Here is a 17,538-nt window from a genome sequence, read left to right on the forward strand (position 1 = left end):
AGTTACGAGCGCCAGCGACGAGTACGTTGGTGGATGAGTTCGCCGACGTCCGCGAGGACGATCCAGACCTGTCTCGCGATGATTCGCAGGTCGAGCGCGAACGAGTGATTCGTGACGTATCCGAGATCCAGTTCGAGTTTTCGCCCGCCCGCCGTGCTGGTCACGTCGTTGACCTGCGCGAGTCCGGTGAGACCGGGTTTGACGTGCCAGCGCGTTCGCCAGCCGTCCACGTCGCCCTCCAGGAGCCGTTCTTCGTCGATCCAGGTGGCGCGCGGTCCGACGACGCTCATATCTCCGAGGAGGACCGACCACAGCTGCGGGATCTCGTCGACGTGCGTCTTGCGGAGTACCCGTCCAACTCGCGTGATACGATCGTTCTCGACGTCTTCTTGCGGTTCGGGATCCTCGCTTCCGGGGGTCATCGTTCGAAACTTCAGGACGTGAAACCGTTCGCCGAACGCCGACGTTCTCGTCTGCCTGTACAGTACCGGTCCGGACGAGTCGAGTTTGATGGAAACGGCGATGGGGAACGCGAGCGGCGCGAGCACGAGGAGTCCCACCGCGGCGAACGCGACGTCGAAGACTCGTTTTGTGACGTGGGTGTACCACGGCCACGGATCGACCTCCGCGCGAGCGAGTTCGTCCCCGTCTTCGGAGACGAGCACGTTGTCGGCGAGCGACGCGTGAACGAAGACGTCCATCCCGTACTCGTGGGCGACTTCCAGCGCGCCGAAGAACTCGCCGCGATCGGCGTCGCGAAACGCGAGCGCCAGCGTGTCCACGTCGTACCGTCGCACCAGGCGACGGAGTCGAACGAGGCCGCCGAGTCGATCGATCCCACCGAGCGAGAGGATGCCGTCGTACGGCGAACGGGCGAGCGTGCCGCTGCCGTCGGTCACGGCGAGCGAATCCGTCCCGCTGGCGCTCGTACCGGGTTCCCGCGGCACTCCTATCGGTCTCGGGACCTCCCGATCGATCGGCGCCCGTCGTCGGTTCCCCACGCCAGCAGCCGCGTCGCCGTCGACCTCGACTCGCGGTGAGGCGAACCCGATGGGATCGGCGGGAAGTTCGCCGACGATCGATTCGATCGCGTCCGGATCGTCACCGACGACCAACACGCGCGTCGGTTCCGGTCGCCGACGGAGCCCCACGTAGAATAGGGGTAACGCCGTTGCGAGTCCGACGCCGATCCCCGCGACCGTTGCGGACGAACCCAGGGCGGGCGTAACGGTCGCACCGAGAATAACGAGGACGGCGCAGGCCAGGAGAACGCGCCGGAGCGTCGCGGAGACGAGCGTCGACGTGCGCCAGGGTCGCGGTCGGTACATCGGTCGCATCGACGGACCGACGACGAGCGCGACGAGTGCCAGCGCGAGGAGCGACGACTCGCGCCCCGTTGCGGCGAACGAGATGCTGGCTACGGCGACCGCCAGCCAGACGGTGCCCGCGAAGCTCACCGCCCGGTACCGCCACCCATCGAGCATCGTCAGTGGATGGCCCCAGCGGCTAATAACGACGCTCCGTCGTTTCGTTCGAAAAAGTTCCACTACCCCGCAGGAATCGATTCGGCGGGAACCGCCGGTCGGCGGAGGCGTTGCTTACAGCGTCGGATCCGATAGCCCACCCGGACGCTTTCTGCGTCACCGCATCCCCGGAGGGAACGGCTACCGCCGAGCGCCGGGTCGACTCGGCCGCGGTAAACGCACATTAGCTACCTGCACCGGCCGATCGATCGAATCGACCGGGGTATCAGCGCGAGGATGGTGATATATTCCAGACTCTCTCGAGTCACGGACCATCCCTACGACCAGTCGCTGGCGCAACTGTAGATCGAGTTCAGTTACCCGCGGTATCACAGTCACGAACGACCAGATCGACGGTATCACAGTCACGAAGGTTGAAGAGTGCATCCAGGACCGATCCAGTTCGTCGCGAAGCGATCGGTCAGTTTCGGTCGTTCTGTACCCGAACACCCAACTTCCTTCGGAACCGAACGTCTCGTACGATGATAGACAGTCTCGTCGTCTTCCTCGTCAGCCTGCTAATCGGCGCGCTCGGCATCCACGTCGGTGCGATCGTCATCGCCGACGTCAGTAACTACACCTACGCGGTGTTCACCGCTCTGATCGGAGCCATCGTCTGGGGACTGGTCGGCTTCCTCTTCGGTTGGCTTCCGTTTCTCGGACCGGCGATCGTCCTCCTCGCGTACCTGGCGATCGTGAAGTGGCGATATCCCGGCGGCTGGATCGACGCGGCCGGCATCACGCTGGTCGCCTGGATCGCCGTCCTCCTCGTCCTGTACGTCCTGGCCGCCGTCGACGCGACGACGTTCGACGCCGTCGGCGTACCCGGGACGTGAGCGTACCCGATACTGAAAGGCCGAATCAGCTCGGCGACGCAGGGACCGCCTTATTATTCCCCTGGCCGACCACCGCCCACCCATGCCCACGACGGCCCTCGGGATCCTCGTCCTGCTGATCGTCTTCGCGTTCGCGTTCGGCGCGTACCGCATCATCCGCACGATCAGGCCGTTCATCGTCAACGCGGTCGTCGGCCTGCTCGTGTTGCTCGGCCTGGGATGGTTCGGCTTCGGCGTCGAGATAACGCCGCCCGCGGTCCTCGTCGTCGCGATCGGCGGTATTCCGGGGGCGATTCTGGTCGTCCTGCTCGCCTACCTCGGTATCGTCTTCACGCCGGTCGGAACCGTCTGAGCCGAGTGCGGCCATCGACGTGGCGACCACGAACGTGCAGGTTCCAGTTTTAACCGCAGATTCCGGGTAGCATAGGAGATATGAAAGCCGTGGTTCTGGCCGCCGGAACGGGAACGCGATTGCGACCGCTCACCGACGACAAGCCGAAGGCGCTCGTCGAGATCGGCGGCAAACCCATCGTCGAGGACGTCTTCGACAAGCTCATCGACGTCGGCGCGAGCGAGCTGATCGTCGTGGTCGGCCACCTCAAAGAGCAGATCATCGACCGCTACGACGACGAGTATCGCGGCGTGGCGATCACCTACGCCCACCAGCGCGAGCAGCTGGGTCTCGCCCACGCAATCTTGCAAGCCGAACCCTACGTCGACGACGACTTCGCGCTGATGCTCGGTGACAACGTATTCAGAGCGAACCTTCGCGACGTCGTCCGCCGACACGCCGAGGATAGAACCGACGCGGCCTTCCTGGTCGAACGCGTGCCGATGGAGGAGGCCTCCCGGTACGGCGTCCTCGATACGAACGGCTACGGCGAAGTCGTCGAGGTGGTAGAAAAGCCGGACGATCCGCCGTCGAATCTCGTGATGACCGGCTTTTACACCTTCACGCCGGCGATCTTCCACGCCTGTCACCTCGTCCAGCCCTCCGATCGCGGCGAATACGAGCTTCCCGACGCGATCGACCTGCTGATCCAGTCCGGTCGAACCATCGACGCCATCCGGATGGACGGCTGGCGCGTCGACGTCGGCTATCCGGACGACCGCGACCGCGCGGAAGCGCTGTTGGCCGACCAGCCGGCCGACGCGGGTACACTGAATACGACCGAAACTGACCCGACGGAAACGCAAAACCCGCGTTCGGACGTGACCGAGTCGACAGAAACTCGTACCGACTAATTCTCGACCGACGGGGGAACCACCGGTGGGCGAGCATCGCGGCTCTGACCGTTAATTCTCCGGATAGCGCGACTTTCACGGACGTCGAACGGTTATCCGTCCGCACTTAACGGCAAAATCTGTGAAAGTCACCACTTACCGCTGACCGGGATTCACGTGGCGGTGTGTCCGACGAGACGACCGGATCACCACGCTGTACACTACCCGGGGCCACCATCGTCGGTGGACTCCACTCACTGGACCGAATCTCACCGCCGCATTCGACACCGAAGCCGGTTCGGCCGAGCGGCTACGGTGAGGGCTGCTACGGCGGCGTGCAGTAACGGTCGAGACTCCACACGGGTATTCAGATGACCGACCCCGACGACCCCTCCCCTTCCGCATCCACGGCCCCCGCTGACGTCCCTTCGGCCCTCCTCCCGCTGACGCGCTGGGGTCCGGTCATCGCCGTTCTCGCCGTGATCGTCGCCGGTTCGATCACGACGTCCGTTCCGACCGTTCCGGGCGCTGATTGGATCCCGATCGACGTCTCCGACGTGCGACACCTCGCCGCGTACGCGACGCTCGCCGTCGCCGTTTCGTGGGCCACACGTTCGACGATTCGCTCGCACGTTCGTCTCCTCGTCGCGGCGTTCGCCCTCGTCGTCGCCGTCGGGGTGATGATCGAACTCCTCCAGTCGACGCTTCCCCACCGAACCGCGAGCGTGCGCGACGTCGGCGTGAACGCGCTCGGCGCGACGATCGGACTCGGCGGCTACACCGTGCTCGTCGGCCTCCGTTCGCGGCTGTCGGCGTCGTCCTGATCGCTCACCCGACGGTCGCGTACCAGACCCGCTGGACGGCTGGTTGCGTCGACACCCACCATCCCAGCGCGGCTCCGGCGCTCCCGACGAACGCGACAACGCCGTCGGCGTTCGCGCCGGTCGCCACGAGGGCAACGACGCCGAGGACGACCGCGAGCGAGAACGACCGACGTGGATCTCCGTCCAGGAACGCCCGCGCCGCGAGCAGGAAGGCGAGCCCGAACGCGACCGACGCGAGGACGTCGACGAGATAGTGTACGCCGAGTGCGAGTCGTGAGAGTCCGACCAGCGCGACGAGCGCGACCGCCACGATCGTTCGCGACCGCTGCGTCCCGGCGTCGCTCCAGTAGGCGAGCGCTCCCCACAATACCGTCGCCGCCATGGTGTGGCCGCTGGGAAAGCCGTTTCCCTCCCGGCCGACGGCCTGTAACTCGGCCGGCGGACGCGGCGCGTCGATCACCGTCTTTACGATCAGCGTCAGCGCGAGCCCGGCGCCGATCACGCCGACGACGAAGGCCGTCCGACGCGAGAGGATCGTTCCGTCCGCTCGCTCGCGTGACCGCCAGACGTCGGCGACGACGAGTATCCCGATCACCGCCCCGACGACGAGCAGGTCGCCGGCCATCGCGGCGAGTTCGAAGAACGGAATCGTCCAGTCGGGGAGGGCGGATCGGATCGCGTCGGTGACGCCGAGGTCGCGGTTCATCGAAGTCGTACGCAGTACTTTCACGGGCAAGCCCTATCAATCACGTCGAATCTCACTCGACAGATCGCAATGAAGACCCGGAAGCTGACCTGCGTGATCGCTCGACGGACCGGGACCGTTCAACAGCGAGAAAAGAGCGTCGACGTCGAGATGATTGAGGTTTTATAATCCGACCCCTCTCCCTCGATATTTCCGATTTGAATAAGACCACCCCCAAGTGGGCAATAAAACATAAGTTATTTTTCGCCAATACCTTCGTTTCGAAGATTGAGAGAGATCACAAGGGAAACCTTTACCCGCTGGTCTGAGTAGCCGTCGCTGACTACGATGGCAGGCTCCGGGTCGACCGACGAACGCGACGTATCGACACGTATCGCCGACTTCTTCGGCTTCGGCGAACACGAAACGAACTTCCGCACCGAGACGATCGCCGGATTGACGACCTTCCTGGCGATGGCGTACATCATCGTCGTGAATCCGAGCATTCTCGCCCCGGCGATAATGGGCGAGTTCCCCGAAAACATCGAAGACGGGGCGACGACGACCATCGCCGGCGACACCTATTCGTACACCGAGGTCGTCCAGATGTTGACCGTCGTCACCATCCTCGCGTCGGTGATCGCGATCCTGGTGATGGCGCTGTACGCCAAACGACCGTTCGGCCTGGCGCCGGGTATGGGACTCAACGCCTTCTTCACGTTCACCGTCGTGCTCATCCTGGGCGTTCCGTGGGAAGTCGCCCTCGCCGCGGTGTTCGTGGAGGGAATCATCTTCATCCTGCTCACGGCCGTCGGCGCGCGCCGGTACATCATCGAACTCTTCCCGGAACCCGTCAAGTTCGCCGTGGGAGCCGGTATCGGTGTCTTCTTGCTCTTCCTGGGACTCCAGGAGATACAACTCGTCGTCGCCTACGACGGCACCCTCGTCCAGATGGGTAACGTTCTGGAGACGCCCGTCGCCGTCGCCGGTCTCGCCGGGCTCACGCTCACACTGTTGCTCTGGGCGCGCGGCGTCACCGGCGCGATCGTCATCGGCATCCTGACCACCGCGCTCGCCGCCTGGGGTGCAACGTTCGCCGGGCTCGTCGAGCGCGGAACGATCACGCCCGGATCCGAGGAGGTCACCACCAGCGCGCAGTACGACTTTACGCCGCTGTTCTGGGGATTCATCGAGGGACTCGGACAGATCCCTGAGGATCCGCTCGTCTTCCTCCTGGTGGTCTTTACGTTCTTCTTCGTCGACTTCTTCGACACCGCCGGAACCCTCATCGGCGTCTCTCAGATCGGCGGCTTCCTCGACGAGAAGGGTGACCTCCCCGAGATGGAAAAGCCGCTGATGGCAGACGCGGTCGGGACGACCGCGGGCGCCGCGATGGGGACCTCGACGGTGACGACCTACATCGAGTCCTCGACCGGCATCGAAGAGGGCGGAAAGACCGGATTCACCGCTCTCGTCGTCGGTGGACTGTTCGCGCTCTCGCTACTCGCCGTCCCCCTGGTTACGGCGATTCCGACCTTCGCCACCTACATCGCGCTCGTCGTGGTCGGGATCATCATGCTACAGGGTGTCGCCGACATCGACTGGCAGGACCCCGCGTGGGCGATCGCCGGCGGACTAACGATCACGATCATGCCGCTTACCGCCTCGATCGCGAACGGGCTCGCGGCGGGAATCATCAGTTATCCGCTCATCAAGGCCGCGATGGGCGAGCGACGAGACGTCTCGCTCGGACAGTGGATCCTCGCCGTCGCGTTCGTCGCCTACTTCGTCATCTACTTCGCCGTGGAGGCGGGTCGGATCGGCGAGATCGCGTTCTAATCGCCGCCGACAGCGATTCGGTGTTCGGCACGTCAACGGCGCTCGGTCCGGCTTCGATCGACACACAACCGTTTCAGCCTACCGCAACCGCGCCACTCTTGGGTCTGTCGCCACAATCGCCTCCAATGGCAGACATCACGTACTACGAACTTCCAGGCTGTCCGTTCTGTGCGAAAGTGCGGACCAAACTCGACGAACTCGATCTCGCCTACGAGACGGTCGAAGTGCCGGCGGCCCACCACGAGCGAACCGAGGTCGAAGCGGTGAGCGGCCAGACCGGCGTCCCCGTCATCACCGACGAGAACACCGACGTCGAGGGAATGGCAGAAAGCAGCGAGATCGTCGCGTATCTCGAAGAGACGTACGGAAACGGACGATAGAGAGCAGTTTCACGGATTTTAGCAGAGACAGAACGTCGATCCGCAGAGTCCGTCGTAGATCCCGTCGGAGAGGTACTTCAGTCCCGTATCGCAGGCGACCGTGACGACGGTTTCGTCCGGGTCGCGCTCGGCGGCGACGCGTCGGGCCGCGGCGACGTTCATTCCCGTGCTCGTCCCCACGAGCAGGCCGTCCTCGCGAGCGATCTCGCGAACGCAGTCGACGCCCTCCTCGGTCGGAAGCGTCACGACGCGATCGAACGCGTCGGCGTCGACGAGCGGCGGCGAGCCGACGATAGCCGTTCCCTGTACGGCGTGGGAACCGGCACAGCCGTCCGAGATGACGGGAGACGCTTCGGGCTCGACGGCCGTGATCGTCACCTCCGAGGCCAGCTCGGCCAGCGTCCGGGCCGTCCCCATCGCGGTGCCGCCCGTGCCGACGATCATGACGAACTCCGCCACGTCGGGACACTCGTCGACGATCTCTCGGCCGAGCGCCGCGTAGCCGGATAGCTGGTCTGTATTCGTAAACTGGTCGGTGAAGTAGGCGCCCGTCTCGTCGCGGATCCTGACTGCCTCCTCACGCAGATCATCGAAGAGCCCGTCGTACGCACAGCCATCGGGCGTCTCGACCACCGCCAGCTCGGCGCCGAGGGCGCGCATCGAGGCGATCTTCTCCTCGGCGACGCAGTCGGCCGTGACGACCGACAGCGGGTGACCGTAGACGGCGCAGACGAACGCCAGACTCGACCCCGTCGACCCGCCGGTGAACTCGACGACCGGATCGCCAGGTTCGAGGTCGCCGCGCGAACGCGCCTCCTCGATCATCGCACGCGCCATGCGGTCTTTCAGGCTGCCAGTCGGGTTCGCCCCCTCCCACTTGACGGCGATCGAGGCGCCGCCGGCCGGCCGGACGGAGGGGAGTTCGACGAGCGGCGTCTCACCGATCGCATCGAGCGAAGAAGTCGCGACGGACTGTCGGGCCATTCTTATCGATCACAGATCACACCGACCGAGTTAGTCTTTTAGATCGACGTGAACGGCCGCGTCAAAAACTGCCGGTATAGATGGCTCTCGAACCGATTCGGCCTCCCGGTCGAGAGCGAATTAGGCGCCGGGAGCGAACACGAGACCGAAAACTCACTCAGGCAGCTTCGGTCCGTTCGACACGCTCGCGAATAACGGTGTGTAACTCTTCGGCCTCGTCCATCGCTTCCAATTCTTCGCGTTCGACGAGCGCGGTGGCGTCGACCGACTCGCGCTTGGCTCGCTCGACGACGTAGACCGAGCGGGTGCCGGCGACCTCGCCGATCGAGGACATGATACGGGCGCGCTTCTCGGCGGCCTTCGTAAACGCCGAGTGGCCGGTCAACACCGGTCGCTCCTCGCGGTCGTCTTCGGTGCTGACGGCCTTGAACGGCGAGCGAACCGTCGGATGGACCGTAAAGCCGGTGCGGACCAGCGTCGCGACGACGTCCTCGTCGTCGGGGTCAGCGTCCGGGTCGTCGGGCATCGGGTCGGCGTCGCGAACCTCCTCGGCGCCCGAGAGGACGTCGACCGGACTCGTCAGGGCGTTCGCGAAGAGTTCCTCGAGCGCCATCGCGACCTCGACGGAGGCGTTCATCCCGTCTTCGTACTTCGAGACGGTCCGACGGGAGACGCCGAGTTCCGAAGCCAGCCGGCCGAGACTCCAGTCTCGCTTCTCGCGCTCGTCGGCGAGCAGATCGCCGTCGATGTTGACGTACAATCCGCCCGGTGCGGCGTAGATCAGCGGCGGAACGTCCTCGATGAAGAGGTTGTAGGCGGTGTCGGGACTGAACACCGGCACACCGTGTCTGAAGTAGACCACGTCCGGTTTCAGATCCTCGTCACGGCTGCGCAGACCGATCACGAGCGGGGTCGCCCGCAGGTGCGTGCCGAGTCGTCGCATCTCGTGGCCGGTCGCCTCGTTGAACGCGTCGATGTTACCGAGGATTTTCACGAGGATGAGATCCTCGCCCCGCCGGGCGGCCACGTCGAAGCTCTTCGGTCGGATCGCACAGCGGTCGCTCACCACGAATCCGGCATCAGCTAACATCGCAGTGACATTTCCCACCAGTGCGGACCGAGACATGGTGGGATCTAGCGATTCATCCTATAAATGCTTTTCCCAGATTCTACCTCGCTTGCTTGCGGTTTCGTCCGGCCAGTCGCCGATTACGCACGCCTCACTCGACCGGAACTGACTACAGCGGTGAATTACCACGAGATCGGCGGTCCGCTCACCACCGTGGCGCACTTCGAAACGCGTACCACGATCCGAGGGCTACGGGCGACCATGACCATCGTCGGGCTCGACGACACCGACTCGCGGACCGAGGGCATGTGCACGACGTACGTCGCCGCCCGACTCGCCGATCGTCTCCGTACCGAAGGTGACGTCGATCGGCTCATGCTGATTCGGCTCAACCCGGCCGTCGAACACAAGACCCGCGGCAACGCCGCGCTCGCCGTCCAGACGTCGGTCGACCCCGACCGGGCGTTCGATCTCGGCCGCGAGACGCTCGAATCGCTGGCGATCTCCGAGGAGTCCGCTACCAATCCCGGCCTCGTGGTCGCCGACCATCGGGCGTCACCGACGACACTGCCAGACGAATCACGGTCGACCGAACGCGATGGAGGCGACGACGCGATACAGTCTGTACGCAACGAGCGAGCGGGTTCCATTCCGGCGGACGTCGCCGCATTCACCTGGGCAGCCGTGCGCGACCACCACACCATCGCGGACGCCGAGCGCCTGATCGACGAATACGGCTACCGGAGCGCCCACCTGGGTAACGGACGCGGGCGAATCGGAGCGTTGGCGGCGATCGGCGCGCAGGCTGCCTTCGAGGAGTGGACCTACGAGCACATCGCGTACCGCGAGAGAGACCGGTGGGGAACTCCCAGGACGGTCGACGCCGAGTCGGTGTTCGGGGCGGCGGACGGGGCCTCCCCCGACGTCTGGGACACCGTCGACAGGGAGGCCGGCGAACTCGTCTGCGTTCCGCACACGCCGGGTCCGGTGCTGTTCGGCATCCGCGGCGACCGATCGGCCGCCGTCGACCGCGTGGCCTCCCAAATCGAGGGCGAACCGATCGAACGCCGTGCGCGGTTTCTCACGAACCAGGGGACGGACGTCCACCTTCGCGACGCCCGCTTTGGCGGCGGCGAAACGCTCGAGAACGGTCGCGCCTACCGGATCGACGGCGTGGTCGACGGAGAACCGAAGACCCGCCGAGGGGGCCACGTCTTCGTCCCGCTACTGGCTCCCGACGGGACCGACCGAATCGATTGCGTCGCGTTCGAACCGACCAAGCGGTTTCGCGACCGAGTCCGCGCTCTGCGGCCCGGCGATCGACTCACCGCCTGCGGCGAACTGGCTCGCGGTACGCTCAAGCTGGAGAAGTTCGCCGTCAGGGAACTGGTCCGTACCGACCGCCGAACGCCGCGGTGTCCATCGTGTGACCGAACGATGGAGAGCGCCGGCCGGAACCAGGGCTATCGCTGTCGAGACTGCGAGACGAGTACCGACGGGAGAGAACGGGTGACGATCGAGCGATCACTGGCGGTCGGCTGGTACGAAGTGCCGCCGCGAGCCAGACGCCACGTCGCGAAACCCCTCGTGCGGGGCGGATTCGACGCGCCAGTTCACCCGGAACGCTGACATCGCAGCGACGGGCCCGACCGTCACTCGCCACCCATCTCGACGCGAGTGAGTAAGTGGACCTCGTCGTAGCGAACGCCTTTTCCGTCGGGCGACTCGCCGTCGATCTCGAGGTAGCCGTGCTGGAACCCGGTGATCGTCCCGCGGACGTCATCCGGCGTTTCGCCAACCTCGTCGGTCGTCTGTCGCGACTGGACGTCGACGACGGCGCCCTCGTCGATGAACTCCGTTATCAGGTCGTACGCCGTCGATTCGTCCGCCTCCGGAGGGATTTCGAGTTCGGTCACGCCCCTATCGTCACCGTCGAGCCCTATAATGGTCGTCCGTGAATACAGCAGACGGGACGTTACGTCCCGTCAGTGACGGAATACTCCGCCTTCGCGTCGGCGAACTCGTCCGGAATCTCCTCGACGCAACCGGCCTGCATCACCGTCCTGATGTGATAATCCTTCTCTCGGGGGTCCTCGGCCGCGAGCGCACGTTCGAGGTGGGTCCGACACTCCTCACTGAGTTGGCTCAGCCGTCGCATGGTGTGACCGATGGGTTTCGGTTAGAATATTAAACTATTTCCATCGTTCACAGATCGCGCGACGGGAAATGGCGCATTTCCTGGATCGATCAGGGATCACCATCAATCGACTGACGCCGTCGAAACGGGCGAATCGTCGCTGATCCGATCGGTACGAGCCGAAGGACTCGCCGGGAGTCGGCACGCTATGCGGGTAACAGAACACAGTACACCGATCCAGAACGCATCGCCAGGATATCGGCGAGGGTATTGGTCGAGCCCCCTGTCGGCAACGACAGTAGCAGCCCCTCGCCAGCAGCAAATCCGACGGCCCGCGTGTTAGCTCTACTGGCCGCGTGAGAACCGGGAGTTCGTGAAATCGCCCGAAACTCAGCGAGGCGAACTACGAGGGCAGCCTGTCACGGTCCAGTCCATCGGCAAAATTCTCAATCGGCGAACAGAAACGAGGGTCAGGAAGTGTTCATACGTGGTGACGTCGACACTCCGAGCGTGAGTCGAACGCTCATTCGATCGGATCACGACCGCCCACCACGAGGTATCTTCGCGTGACCGACGAACGGTCGCCGGCCACCGACGACGAATCACGAACCACAGACGGGTTGAACCTCGGCATCGGAACGTACGACGTCGATCCGGACCGCTGCGAAGCCGCCGTCGCGACCGCCCTGGCGTGTGGCTACCGCCACGTCGACACGGCCGAGATGTACGACACCGAGACCGCGGTCGGGCGCGCCCTCGAACGAGCGGACGTTCCGCGCGAGTCGGTGGTCGTCGCGACAAAAATCCACTCACAGAACCTGGAGTACGACAGCGTCATCGAGCACGCGCGAGCCTGTCGCGATCGTCTCGGACTCGACGCCATCGACCTGCTCTACGTCCACTGGCCCATCCGCAGCTACGACCCAACGGAGACGCTCGCCGCTTTCGACGAGCTGTACGACCGAGGAGCGATCCGCAACGTCGGCGTTTCGAACTTCAGACCTGCACAGCTAGAAACGGCGATCGACATCCTCGAGGCGCCGCTTTTCGCCCATCAGGTCGAGTGTCATCCCTTGCTTCCCCAGGACGAACTCCGTCGATTAGCCCGCGCGTACGATCACCACCTCGTCGGCTACTCACCGCTGGCGAAGGGGCGAGTACTGGAACTGGCCGAGTTGGACGAGATCGCGAGCGCGTACGACGCGACACCCGCTCAGATCTCGCTCGCGTGGCTGGAGGCGAAGGGCGTCGTCCCCATCCCGAAATCGACCAGCGAAGCCCACATCCGGGAAAACATCGCGGCGCGATCGATCGAACTCGATCGGGACGACGTCGACCGCATCGATCGCATCGATCGAACCGAACGCGTCGTCGACTTTCCTGACGCACCGTGGAATTGAGTCGGAGTCACTTCGTCTCGTAGGCGGACTCGGTACGTCGCGACTCGTCAGTTCGTCTCGTAGGCCGGCTCGCGGTCGTCACTTCGGTCCGTCCCAGCGCGCTCTACGTAGGCCGAAGCTTCGTCAAGCGACTCCGTCGAAAGCAGCCGTTCGAGTCGGCGCTCGAACTCTTCGTCGGTGAGCTCGCCGGTCGCGTACCGACGCCGGAGCGTTTCGAGGGCGTCCTCGCGCTCGCTCTTTCGGGCGGCGGCTGCGTCCCGCCGGCGCTTTCGCTCGTAGAGTTCGACACCCCCGAGCGCCATCGGCAGGACGCCGGCGAAGCCCACGACGAACACCACCCAGAAGAACCCGACACCGGCGAACATCAAGGCGAATCCGGTCAGGAGCGTCAACCCGACGATCGCCCCGGAAACCATCTCCTGCAGCGGCGTCTCCTCGTCGCCGTCCCACTCGTCCGTTCGCTCCTCGGTCGCCATAGCTAGTCCCAGTCGACGCGGTGACATAATGGTTGTCTCGGGATCGTCACTAATCGGCTATAGTCACGCGAGTGAGAAGGCGTCTGATCGGAGAAGTGAAAGCGACCGATTCAATCGAAAGGGCGGATGCTGATCAAGTCGGATCTTCGTATCGCAGTTGTAACAGCGGTGAACCCGGTTTCGCTCGTCCCCGCACCCGCGCCGGAACTCAGGGGTGACGTGAGAGCCGCATTTCAGACAGCAGTTGACCCCAGCCGAGGGGTTCCACCGCTGCATCAGTGGCACACCTCGCGAGCGTCGCAACTGTCGAAATCAGGCAGTAGAACCGGCAAAACGTGCCGGTTTACTTTTATATCGTATGGGACCGCCGAGAGTCGAACTCAGGTCCTACGGACCCCATCCGCAGAGGATACCACTACCCCACGGTCCCGTACACAAATCGATGGCCGGTTCGCGTTTAAGCCTGTCGTTTGAACGGTCACTCGCGCGGGGCGACGAGGGGTCCCTCGTCGCGAACCGCCAGGCTCGTCACCGGATCGTTCTCGTAGCAGACGGTGTTCGCTCGGCCGAGGACGTAGCCGTCGTGGTCGACGGGGATCGTCTCGAGCGGATCGCCGTGCGGGCTGACGAGCGTCGCCAGTTCGTCGCCGGCTTCGAACGCCTCGCCGGCTTCCAAGTGATGCCGACAGATGCCCGCACGTGGCGCGTTTGGCCCGCGAAACCGACGCACCGGGAAGTCGACCGGTGGATCGATCGAGCGGGCGTCGACTCGTTCGGGAACCGCCTCGAGCATCCCGAGGTGAACCATCGTCCGGTAGACTGCGGCGACGCCGGCCGCACGATTCGCCTCCTCGACGACCCCGTAGCTCCCGAGTTCGAGCGTTAGCGAGGGAATGCCGGCGCGGTTGAGCACGGCACCGGCCGCGGAGCGATCCAGGTTGCGGTCGACGTACTCCTCGGCCGGGTACTCGTTGATCACCGGCAGTCCGATCGCGTCGGCGAACGCGTCGAGGCGGTCGGCGAGCTCGCGCGCCTGCGACTCGGTTCGATCGCCGTCTTCGTCGTACAACACCCGATCGCGAATGACGAACGGAACGGAGCCGACCTGCGCGGTGTGGACGTCGACCAGCGCGTCCGCTGAGGCGACGATCAGCTCGTAGAGGCGCGTCCCGATCAGCTCCTGGACGCGGGGATCGTCGCCCTCGTCCGGCTCCTCGGCGGGGAAGTACCGGTTCGGGTCGTCGCCGTGGTAGTACGAGGTGCGCTCGACGCGACGCAACCCCGACGGACTGACGATCGGAACGCAGACCACCGTTCCGCACAATCCCGCCGGCACGCCGTCGGCCAGCACGTCCTGGACCGTCGCCACGCCCGTCAGTTCGTTCCCGTGGACGCCGCCGGTCACCCAGAGCGTCGGCCCGTCGGACTCGCCTCGAGCGATCACGACCGGCAGGCGCTCCGACCCGCCCGTCGGTACCCCCGTCATCTCGAGATATCCCGTCGCTCGTTCGCCCGGCCCCGCCGATGCTGACCCGAGTTGCATACGATCCACTCTCGATGCGGATGGCTAAAGGATCACGACCGATGACGACGGACTCTCCGTCGAATCAGTGCCCTCGCCCGTGCCAGGTCAGCATCGACGCCGACCAGGTGTAGCCCGTACCCGCCGCGAGGAGACAGACGAGGTCGCCGGGTTCGAGCCGGCCATCGCGGCGAGCCTCCTCGAGTGCAAGCACCTGATCTGCGCTCTGGACGTGACCCAACTCGTCCAGGTAGTAGCCGTCCGCCTCGTGGTCGAGCCCGAGTTCGTCGAACAGGAGCTCGTGGAACGACCGCTTCATGTGGGTGACCGCGACGAAGTCGAGATCCGACCGTTCGAATCCGGACCGCGCAAGGGCCGTGTCGGCAACATCGAGGTAGTTCGGCAGCGAGACGGGCGCGAGTCGCTCTTTCATCCCGTCCGGGTCGGGAACGTCGAGCGTGTGCCGGCCCGCCTCGACGCTCTCGCGGCTCGGCGGTTCCTTCGAACCCCCGGCGGGCATGATCACGTCCTCGGCGAACGAACCGTCGGTGATGGCCGCGCTCTCGTGGACCGTCGCGCGGGCCCGATCGCCCGGATCAGACTCCAGTACCATCGCGCTCGCGCCCGACCCGAAGTTGAACATGAACGACGATCGCTCGTTCGTATAGTCGATCAGACTCTCCTCGCGACTCGCGGCGACGAGCAGGACGCGATCGAGGTGATCGACCTGCAGCTGGGCCGCCGCCTGTCTGACGGCGATCGGTGCGCTCGCACAGAGCGTGTGACTCTCGGTCGCGAACGCGTTCTCGGCACCCAGGCGTTCGGCGATATCGGCTGCTGCCGACCAGACGACGTAGTCTTTGAACTCGCTGCCGTGGTAGAGTACCATGTCGAGGTCGGCCGCCCGTACCCCCGCGTCGTCGAGCGCCTCCTCGGCCGCGCCGACCGCCATATCGGTGACGTGATCCTCGCCCGGTCGGCAGACGCGCTTTTCTACGAGGCCCATCTTCTCGATCACGACCGATTCGGGAATCTCGCTCTCGGCGGCTATCTCCTCGCCGGTCAGGACGGTCTCCGGGAGGTAGCGCCCGTACCCGGTGAGCCCGACCGTCGTCATCGGGTCTCGCCTCCGTTTCCAGCGATCGGTTCGGATTCGCCGTGTGCCTCCGCCAACGCCTCGCGATCCAGCTTTCCTGGCCCGCTCCTCGGAAGTTCGTCCACGAACGCGTACGCAGATGGCCGTGCGTATCCCGGAAGTCGGTCTCGAGCGAAGGCGTCGAGCGTTTCGGTGAGATCCGAGGGCGGCCCGGCGGCTCCGGCCGGCACGACCACCGCCTTCGGTGTCGTCCCCCAGCGCTCGTGTGGAACGCCGATCGCGCCCACCTCCTCGATGGCGTCGTGGTCGTCTAACGCGTTCTCGATCTCCTCCGGGTAGACGTTCTCGCCGCCGCTGACGAACATGTTGTCCGTTCGACCGGTGATCGAGACGTCGCCGTCGTCGTCTTCCACCGCCAAGTCGCCCGTCGAGACCCACTCGCCGTCGAAGGTGCCGTCGCTCGTCGCGAGGTATCGATCGGCCGCGACCGGCCCGCGGAGTTCGAGTTCACCGATCGTCCCCGGCTCCACGGTGTCGCCGACGTCGTCGACGATGCGCACCTCACAGTCCGGAAACGGGCGACCGACCGTCTCTGCCTTCTCGGCGGCGTCGGTACGGGTCGGATCGACGAAGAGGTTGTTCGGGCCGCCCTCGGTGAGCCCGTAGCCCTGGCTGAAGTGAATCCCCCGGTCACGGTACGTCTCCTGGAGTGAGGGAGGCGTCGGACCGCCTCCGCTCATACACCACTCCAGGCTGGAGAGATCAGCCGCTTCGAACGACTCGCAGTCGGCGATCGCACGGAAGATCGCCGCGACGGCGAACAGTTTCGTCGCCCGGTACCGCTCGACGATCTCGACGACCTCGTCGGGATCGAACTCCCGCTGTACGACGACCTCGCCGCCGACGTACAGCGAGGGAAGCGTGAGCAGGTTCCAGCCGCCGGTGTGAAAGAGCGGTAAGACGAGCGGGATCGTCTCGTCGCGACCGAGATCCCAGGCGACGGCCTCGGTGATGCAATTCCACTCCAGCTGACGCTCGGTGCAGACGACCACTTTCGGGATGCCGGTCGTCCCGCCCGTGTGGAGATACAGCAGGGGCTCCTCGGGATCTCGATCGACCGTCGAAGCGCGGCCCGTACCAGCTACCCCGTCGATGCGTTCGTCGAACTCGGTCAGCGATTCGCGCTCGACTCCCTCGGGAATCAGATCCTCGAACCGAGATTCGTAGAGACAGATCGTCGGCTCGATCCGATCGAGAAGCGACTCGACGGTCGAGGCGACCAGCCGGTGGGAGATCGGAGCGAGCGTCGCGCCGAGTCGGCGGACGGCGAAGAAAAGCGAGAAGAACGCGGGTCGGTTCCGCGAGACGACCGCGACGACGTCGTCGCGACCGACGCCCGCGTCGGTCAGGCCGGCCGCCGTCTCGTCGGCCCACTCGTCCAGTTCCGCGTAGGTCCACTCCGTTTGCGCCGCGTGGTCGACGAGCGCTCGACTGGATTCCCAGTGTGTCGCCCGCCGCCCGAGTGAGAGCGTCATTACCCGAT

General features: G+C 65.1%; 19 protein-coding genes and 1 tRNA gene. 8 read left to right on the forward strand and 12 right to left on the reverse strand.

From position 1 onward, the window contains the following. Window positions 1–2: 2 nt before the first annotated feature. Window positions 3–1,484 (reverse strand): sugar transferase, encoded by a 1,482-nt coding sequence (locus NKH31_RS02460; RefSeq protein ID WP_254863560.1) that lies wholly within the window; start codon window positions 1,482–1,484, stop codon window positions 3–5. Window positions 1,485–2,005: 521 nt separating this feature from the next. On the opposite strand from NKH31_RS02460, the gene NKH31_RS02465 reads away from it, so the two are divergent. The 4 genes from NKH31_RS02465 (at window position 2,006) to NKH31_RS02480 (ending at window position 4,407) form a co-directional block, all read left to right on the forward strand. Further along, window positions 2,006–2,359 (forward strand): hypothetical protein, encoded by a 354-nt coding sequence (locus NKH31_RS02465; RefSeq protein ID WP_254863561.1) that lies wholly within the window; start codon window positions 2,006–2,008, stop codon window positions 2,357–2,359. An 82-nt stretch (window positions 2,360–2,441) separates the two neighbouring features. After that, on the forward strand, window positions 2,442–2,711 hold the full coding sequence (locus NKH31_RS02470; protein WP_254863562.1) for a pro-sigmaK processing inhibitor BofA family protein: 270 nt from the start codon (window positions 2,442–2,444) through the stop codon (window positions 2,709–2,711). Between the two features lie 80 nt (window positions 2,712–2,791). Further along, the gene (gene aglF, locus NKH31_RS02475; RefSeq protein ID WP_254863563.1) at window positions 2,792–3,604 is read left to right on the forward strand and encodes a UTP--glucose-1-phosphate uridylyltransferase AglF; all 813 of its coding nucleotides are present in this window, start codon (window positions 2,792–2,794) and stop codon (window positions 3,602–3,604) included. 350 nt (window positions 3,605–3,954) lie between these two features. Continuing rightward, window positions 3,955–4,407 carry a VanZ family protein gene (locus NKH31_RS02480; protein WP_254863564.1) on the forward strand — a complete coding sequence of 151 codons (453 nt, stop codon included), beginning with the start codon at window positions 3,955–3,957 and terminating at the stop codon, window positions 4,405–4,407. Window positions 4,408–4,411: 4 nt separating this feature from the next. Here NKH31_RS02480 and NKH31_RS02485 read toward each other — a convergent pair whose 3' ends face one another. Next, window positions 4,412–5,113: a phosphatase PAP2 family protein gene (locus tag NKH31_RS02485; RefSeq protein ID WP_254863565.1), complete on the reverse strand. Its 702-nt coding sequence runs from the start codon at window positions 5,111–5,113 to the stop codon at window positions 4,412–4,414. 327 nt (window positions 5,114–5,440) lie between these two features. Here NKH31_RS02485 and NKH31_RS02490 point away from each other — a divergent pair, with 327 nt between their 5' ends. Next, window positions 5,441–6,931 carry an NCS2 family permease gene (locus NKH31_RS02490; RefSeq protein ID WP_254863566.1) on the forward strand — a complete coding sequence of 497 codons (1,491 nt, stop codon included), beginning with the start codon at window positions 5,441–5,443 and terminating at the stop codon, window positions 6,929–6,931. A 125-nt stretch (window positions 6,932–7,056) separates the two neighbouring features. After that, a complete protein-coding gene (locus NKH31_RS02495) occupies window positions 7,057–7,311 on the forward strand; it encodes a glutathione S-transferase N-terminal domain-containing protein (RefSeq protein ID WP_254863567.1) in 255 nt (84 codons plus the stop codon). An 18-nt stretch (window positions 7,312–7,329) separates the two neighbouring features. On the opposite strand, the gene NKH31_RS02500 is transcribed toward NKH31_RS02495, so the two are convergent. Together NKH31_RS02500 and NKH31_RS02505 are read right to left on the reverse strand one after the other, a co-directional pair. Continuing rightward, window positions 7,330–8,295: a PLP-dependent cysteine synthase family protein gene (locus NKH31_RS02500; protein ID WP_254863568.1), complete on the reverse strand. Its 966-nt coding sequence runs from the start codon at window positions 8,293–8,295 to the stop codon at window positions 7,330–7,332. Between the two features lie 157 nt (window positions 8,296–8,452). Further along, a complete protein-coding gene (locus NKH31_RS02505; RefSeq protein ID WP_254863569.1) occupies window positions 8,453–9,421 on the reverse strand; it encodes a transcriptional regulator in 969 nt (322 codons plus the stop codon). A 204-nt stretch (window positions 9,422–9,625) separates the two neighbouring features. Here NKH31_RS02505 and NKH31_RS02510 point away from each other — a divergent pair, with 204 nt between their 5' ends. Next, window positions 9,626–10,993 (forward strand): tRNA(Ile)(2)-agmatinylcytidine synthase, encoded by a 1,368-nt coding sequence (locus NKH31_RS02510; protein ID WP_254863570.1) that lies wholly within the window; start codon window positions 9,626–9,628, stop codon window positions 10,991–10,993. Between the two features lie 23 nt (window positions 10,994–11,016). Here NKH31_RS02510 and NKH31_RS02515 read toward each other — a convergent pair whose 3' ends face one another. Together NKH31_RS02515 and NKH31_RS02520 are read right to left on the reverse strand one after the other, a co-directional pair. Further along, window positions 11,017–11,280 (reverse strand): hypothetical protein, encoded by a 264-nt coding sequence (locus tag NKH31_RS02515; protein ID WP_254863571.1) that lies wholly within the window; start codon window positions 11,278–11,280, stop codon window positions 11,017–11,019. 59 nt (window positions 11,281–11,339) lie between these two features. Further along, complete coding sequence (locus tag NKH31_RS02520; RefSeq protein ID WP_254863572.1) at window positions 11,340–11,522, reverse strand: hypothetical protein; 183 nt, start codon at window positions 11,520–11,522, stop codon at window positions 11,340–11,342. Window positions 11,523–12,067: 545 nt separating this feature from the next. Between NKH31_RS02520 and NKH31_RS02525 the strand changes: the two genes are divergently transcribed. Then, window positions 12,068–12,901 (forward strand): aldo/keto reductase, encoded by an 834-nt coding sequence (locus NKH31_RS02525; RefSeq protein WP_254863573.1) that lies wholly within the window; start codon window positions 12,068–12,070, stop codon window positions 12,899–12,901. Between the two features lie 47 nt (window positions 12,902–12,948). Here NKH31_RS02525 and NKH31_RS02530 read toward each other — a convergent pair whose 3' ends face one another. From NKH31_RS02530 to NKH31_RS02550, 6 genes are all read right to left on the reverse strand, one after another. Next, entirely contained in the window at window positions 12,949–13,377 is a 429-nt protein-coding gene (locus NKH31_RS02530) for an SHOCT domain-containing protein (protein ID WP_254863574.1), read from the reverse strand. 63 nt (window positions 13,378–13,440) lie between these two features. Next, window positions 13,441–13,653, reverse strand: a complete 213-nt coding sequence (locus tag NKH31_RS17790) for a DUF7563 family protein (RefSeq protein WP_425492295.1) — start codon at window positions 13,651–13,653, stop codon at window positions 13,441–13,443. Between the two features lie 83 nt (window positions 13,654–13,736). Continuing rightward, window positions 13,737–13,807 (reverse strand) — tRNA-Pro (locus NKH31_RS02535). Window positions 13,808–13,855: 48 nt separating this feature from the next. Then, window positions 13,856–14,920 carry a succinylglutamate desuccinylase/aspartoacylase family protein gene (locus NKH31_RS02540; RefSeq protein WP_254863575.1) on the reverse strand — a complete coding sequence of 355 codons (1,065 nt, stop codon included), beginning with the start codon at window positions 14,918–14,920 and terminating at the stop codon, window positions 13,856–13,858. Between the two features lie 64 nt (window positions 14,921–14,984). Beyond that, window positions 14,985–16,016 carry a 3-oxoacyl-ACP synthase gene (locus NKH31_RS02545; RefSeq protein WP_254863576.1) on the reverse strand — a complete coding sequence of 344 codons (1,032 nt, stop codon included), beginning with the start codon at window positions 16,014–16,016 and terminating at the stop codon, window positions 14,985–14,987. After that, complete coding sequence (locus tag NKH31_RS02550) at window positions 16,013–17,530, reverse strand: class I adenylate-forming enzyme family protein (RefSeq protein ID WP_254863577.1); 1,518 nt, start codon at window positions 17,528–17,530, stop codon at window positions 16,013–16,015. The genes NKH31_RS02545 and NKH31_RS02550 overlap by 4 nt, the downstream gene beginning before the upstream one ends. Window positions 17,531–17,538 lie beyond the last annotated feature (8 nt).

This window comes from Halovivax gelatinilyticus (assembly GCF_024300625.1).
Taxonomy (GTDB): Archaea; Halobacteriota; Halobacteria; order Halobacteriales; family Natrialbaceae; genus Halovivax; species Halovivax gelatinilyticus.

Excerpts from the sequence above, each read along its gene's own strand:
- NKH31_RS02460 (WP_254863560.1), bottom strand. The coding sequence starts at position 1,484 with ATGCTCGATGGGTGGCGGTACCGGGCGGTGAGCTTCGCGGGCACCGTC.
- NKH31_RS02465 (WP_254863561.1), top strand. The coding sequence starts at position 2,006 with ATGATAGACAGTCTCGTCGTCTTCCTCGTCAGCCTGCTAATCGGCGCG.
- NKH31_RS02470 (WP_254863562.1), top strand. The coding sequence starts at position 2,442 with ATGCCCACGACGGCCCTCGGGATCCTCGTCCTGCTGATCGTCTTCGCG.
- aglF (WP_254863563.1), top strand. The coding sequence starts at position 2,792 with ATGAAAGCCGTGGTTCTGGCCGCCGGAACGGGAACGCGATTGCGACCG.
- NKH31_RS02480 (WP_254863564.1), top strand. The coding sequence starts at position 3,955 with ATGACCGACCCCGACGACCCCTCCCCTTCCGCATCCACGGCCCCCGCT.
- NKH31_RS02485 (WP_254863565.1), bottom strand. The coding sequence starts at position 5,113 with ATGAACCGCGACCTCGGCGTCACCGACGCGATCCGATCCGCCCTCCCC.
- NKH31_RS02490 (WP_254863566.1), top strand. The coding sequence starts at position 5,441 with ATGGCAGGCTCCGGGTCGACCGACGAACGCGACGTATCGACACGTATC.
- NKH31_RS02495 (WP_254863567.1), top strand. The coding sequence starts at position 7,057 with ATGGCAGACATCACGTACTACGAACTTCCAGGCTGTCCGTTCTGTGCG.
- NKH31_RS02500 (WP_254863568.1), bottom strand. The coding sequence starts at position 8,295 with ATGGCCCGACAGTCCGTCGCGACTTCTTCGCTCGATGCGATCGGTGAG.
- NKH31_RS02505 (WP_254863569.1), bottom strand. The coding sequence starts at position 9,421 with ATGTCTCGGTCCGCACTGGTGGGAAATGTCACTGCGATGTTAGCTGAT.
- NKH31_RS02510 (WP_254863570.1), top strand. The coding sequence starts at position 9,626 with ATGACCATCGTCGGGCTCGACGACACCGACTCGCGGACCGAGGGCATG.
- NKH31_RS02520 (WP_254863572.1), bottom strand. The coding sequence starts at position 11,522 with ATGCGACGGCTGAGCCAACTCAGTGAGGAGTGTCGGACCCACCTCGAA.
- NKH31_RS02530 (WP_254863574.1), bottom strand. The coding sequence starts at position 13,377 with ATGGCGACCGAGGAGCGAACGGACGAGTGGGACGGCGACGAGGAGACG.
- NKH31_RS17790 (WP_425492295.1), bottom strand. The coding sequence starts at position 13,653 with ATGCAGCGGTGGAACCCCTCGGCTGGGGTCAACTGCTGTCTGAAATGC.
- NKH31_RS02540 (WP_254863575.1), bottom strand. The coding sequence starts at position 14,920 with ATGCAACTCGGGTCAGCATCGGCGGGGCCGGGCGAACGAGCGACGGGA.
- NKH31_RS02545 (WP_254863576.1), bottom strand. The coding sequence starts at position 16,016 with ATGACGACGGTCGGGCTCACCGGGTACGGGCGCTACCTCCCGGAGACC.
- NKH31_RS02550 (WP_254863577.1), bottom strand. The coding sequence starts at position 17,530 with ATGACGCTCTCACTCGGGCGGCGGGCGACACACTGGGAATCCAGTCGA.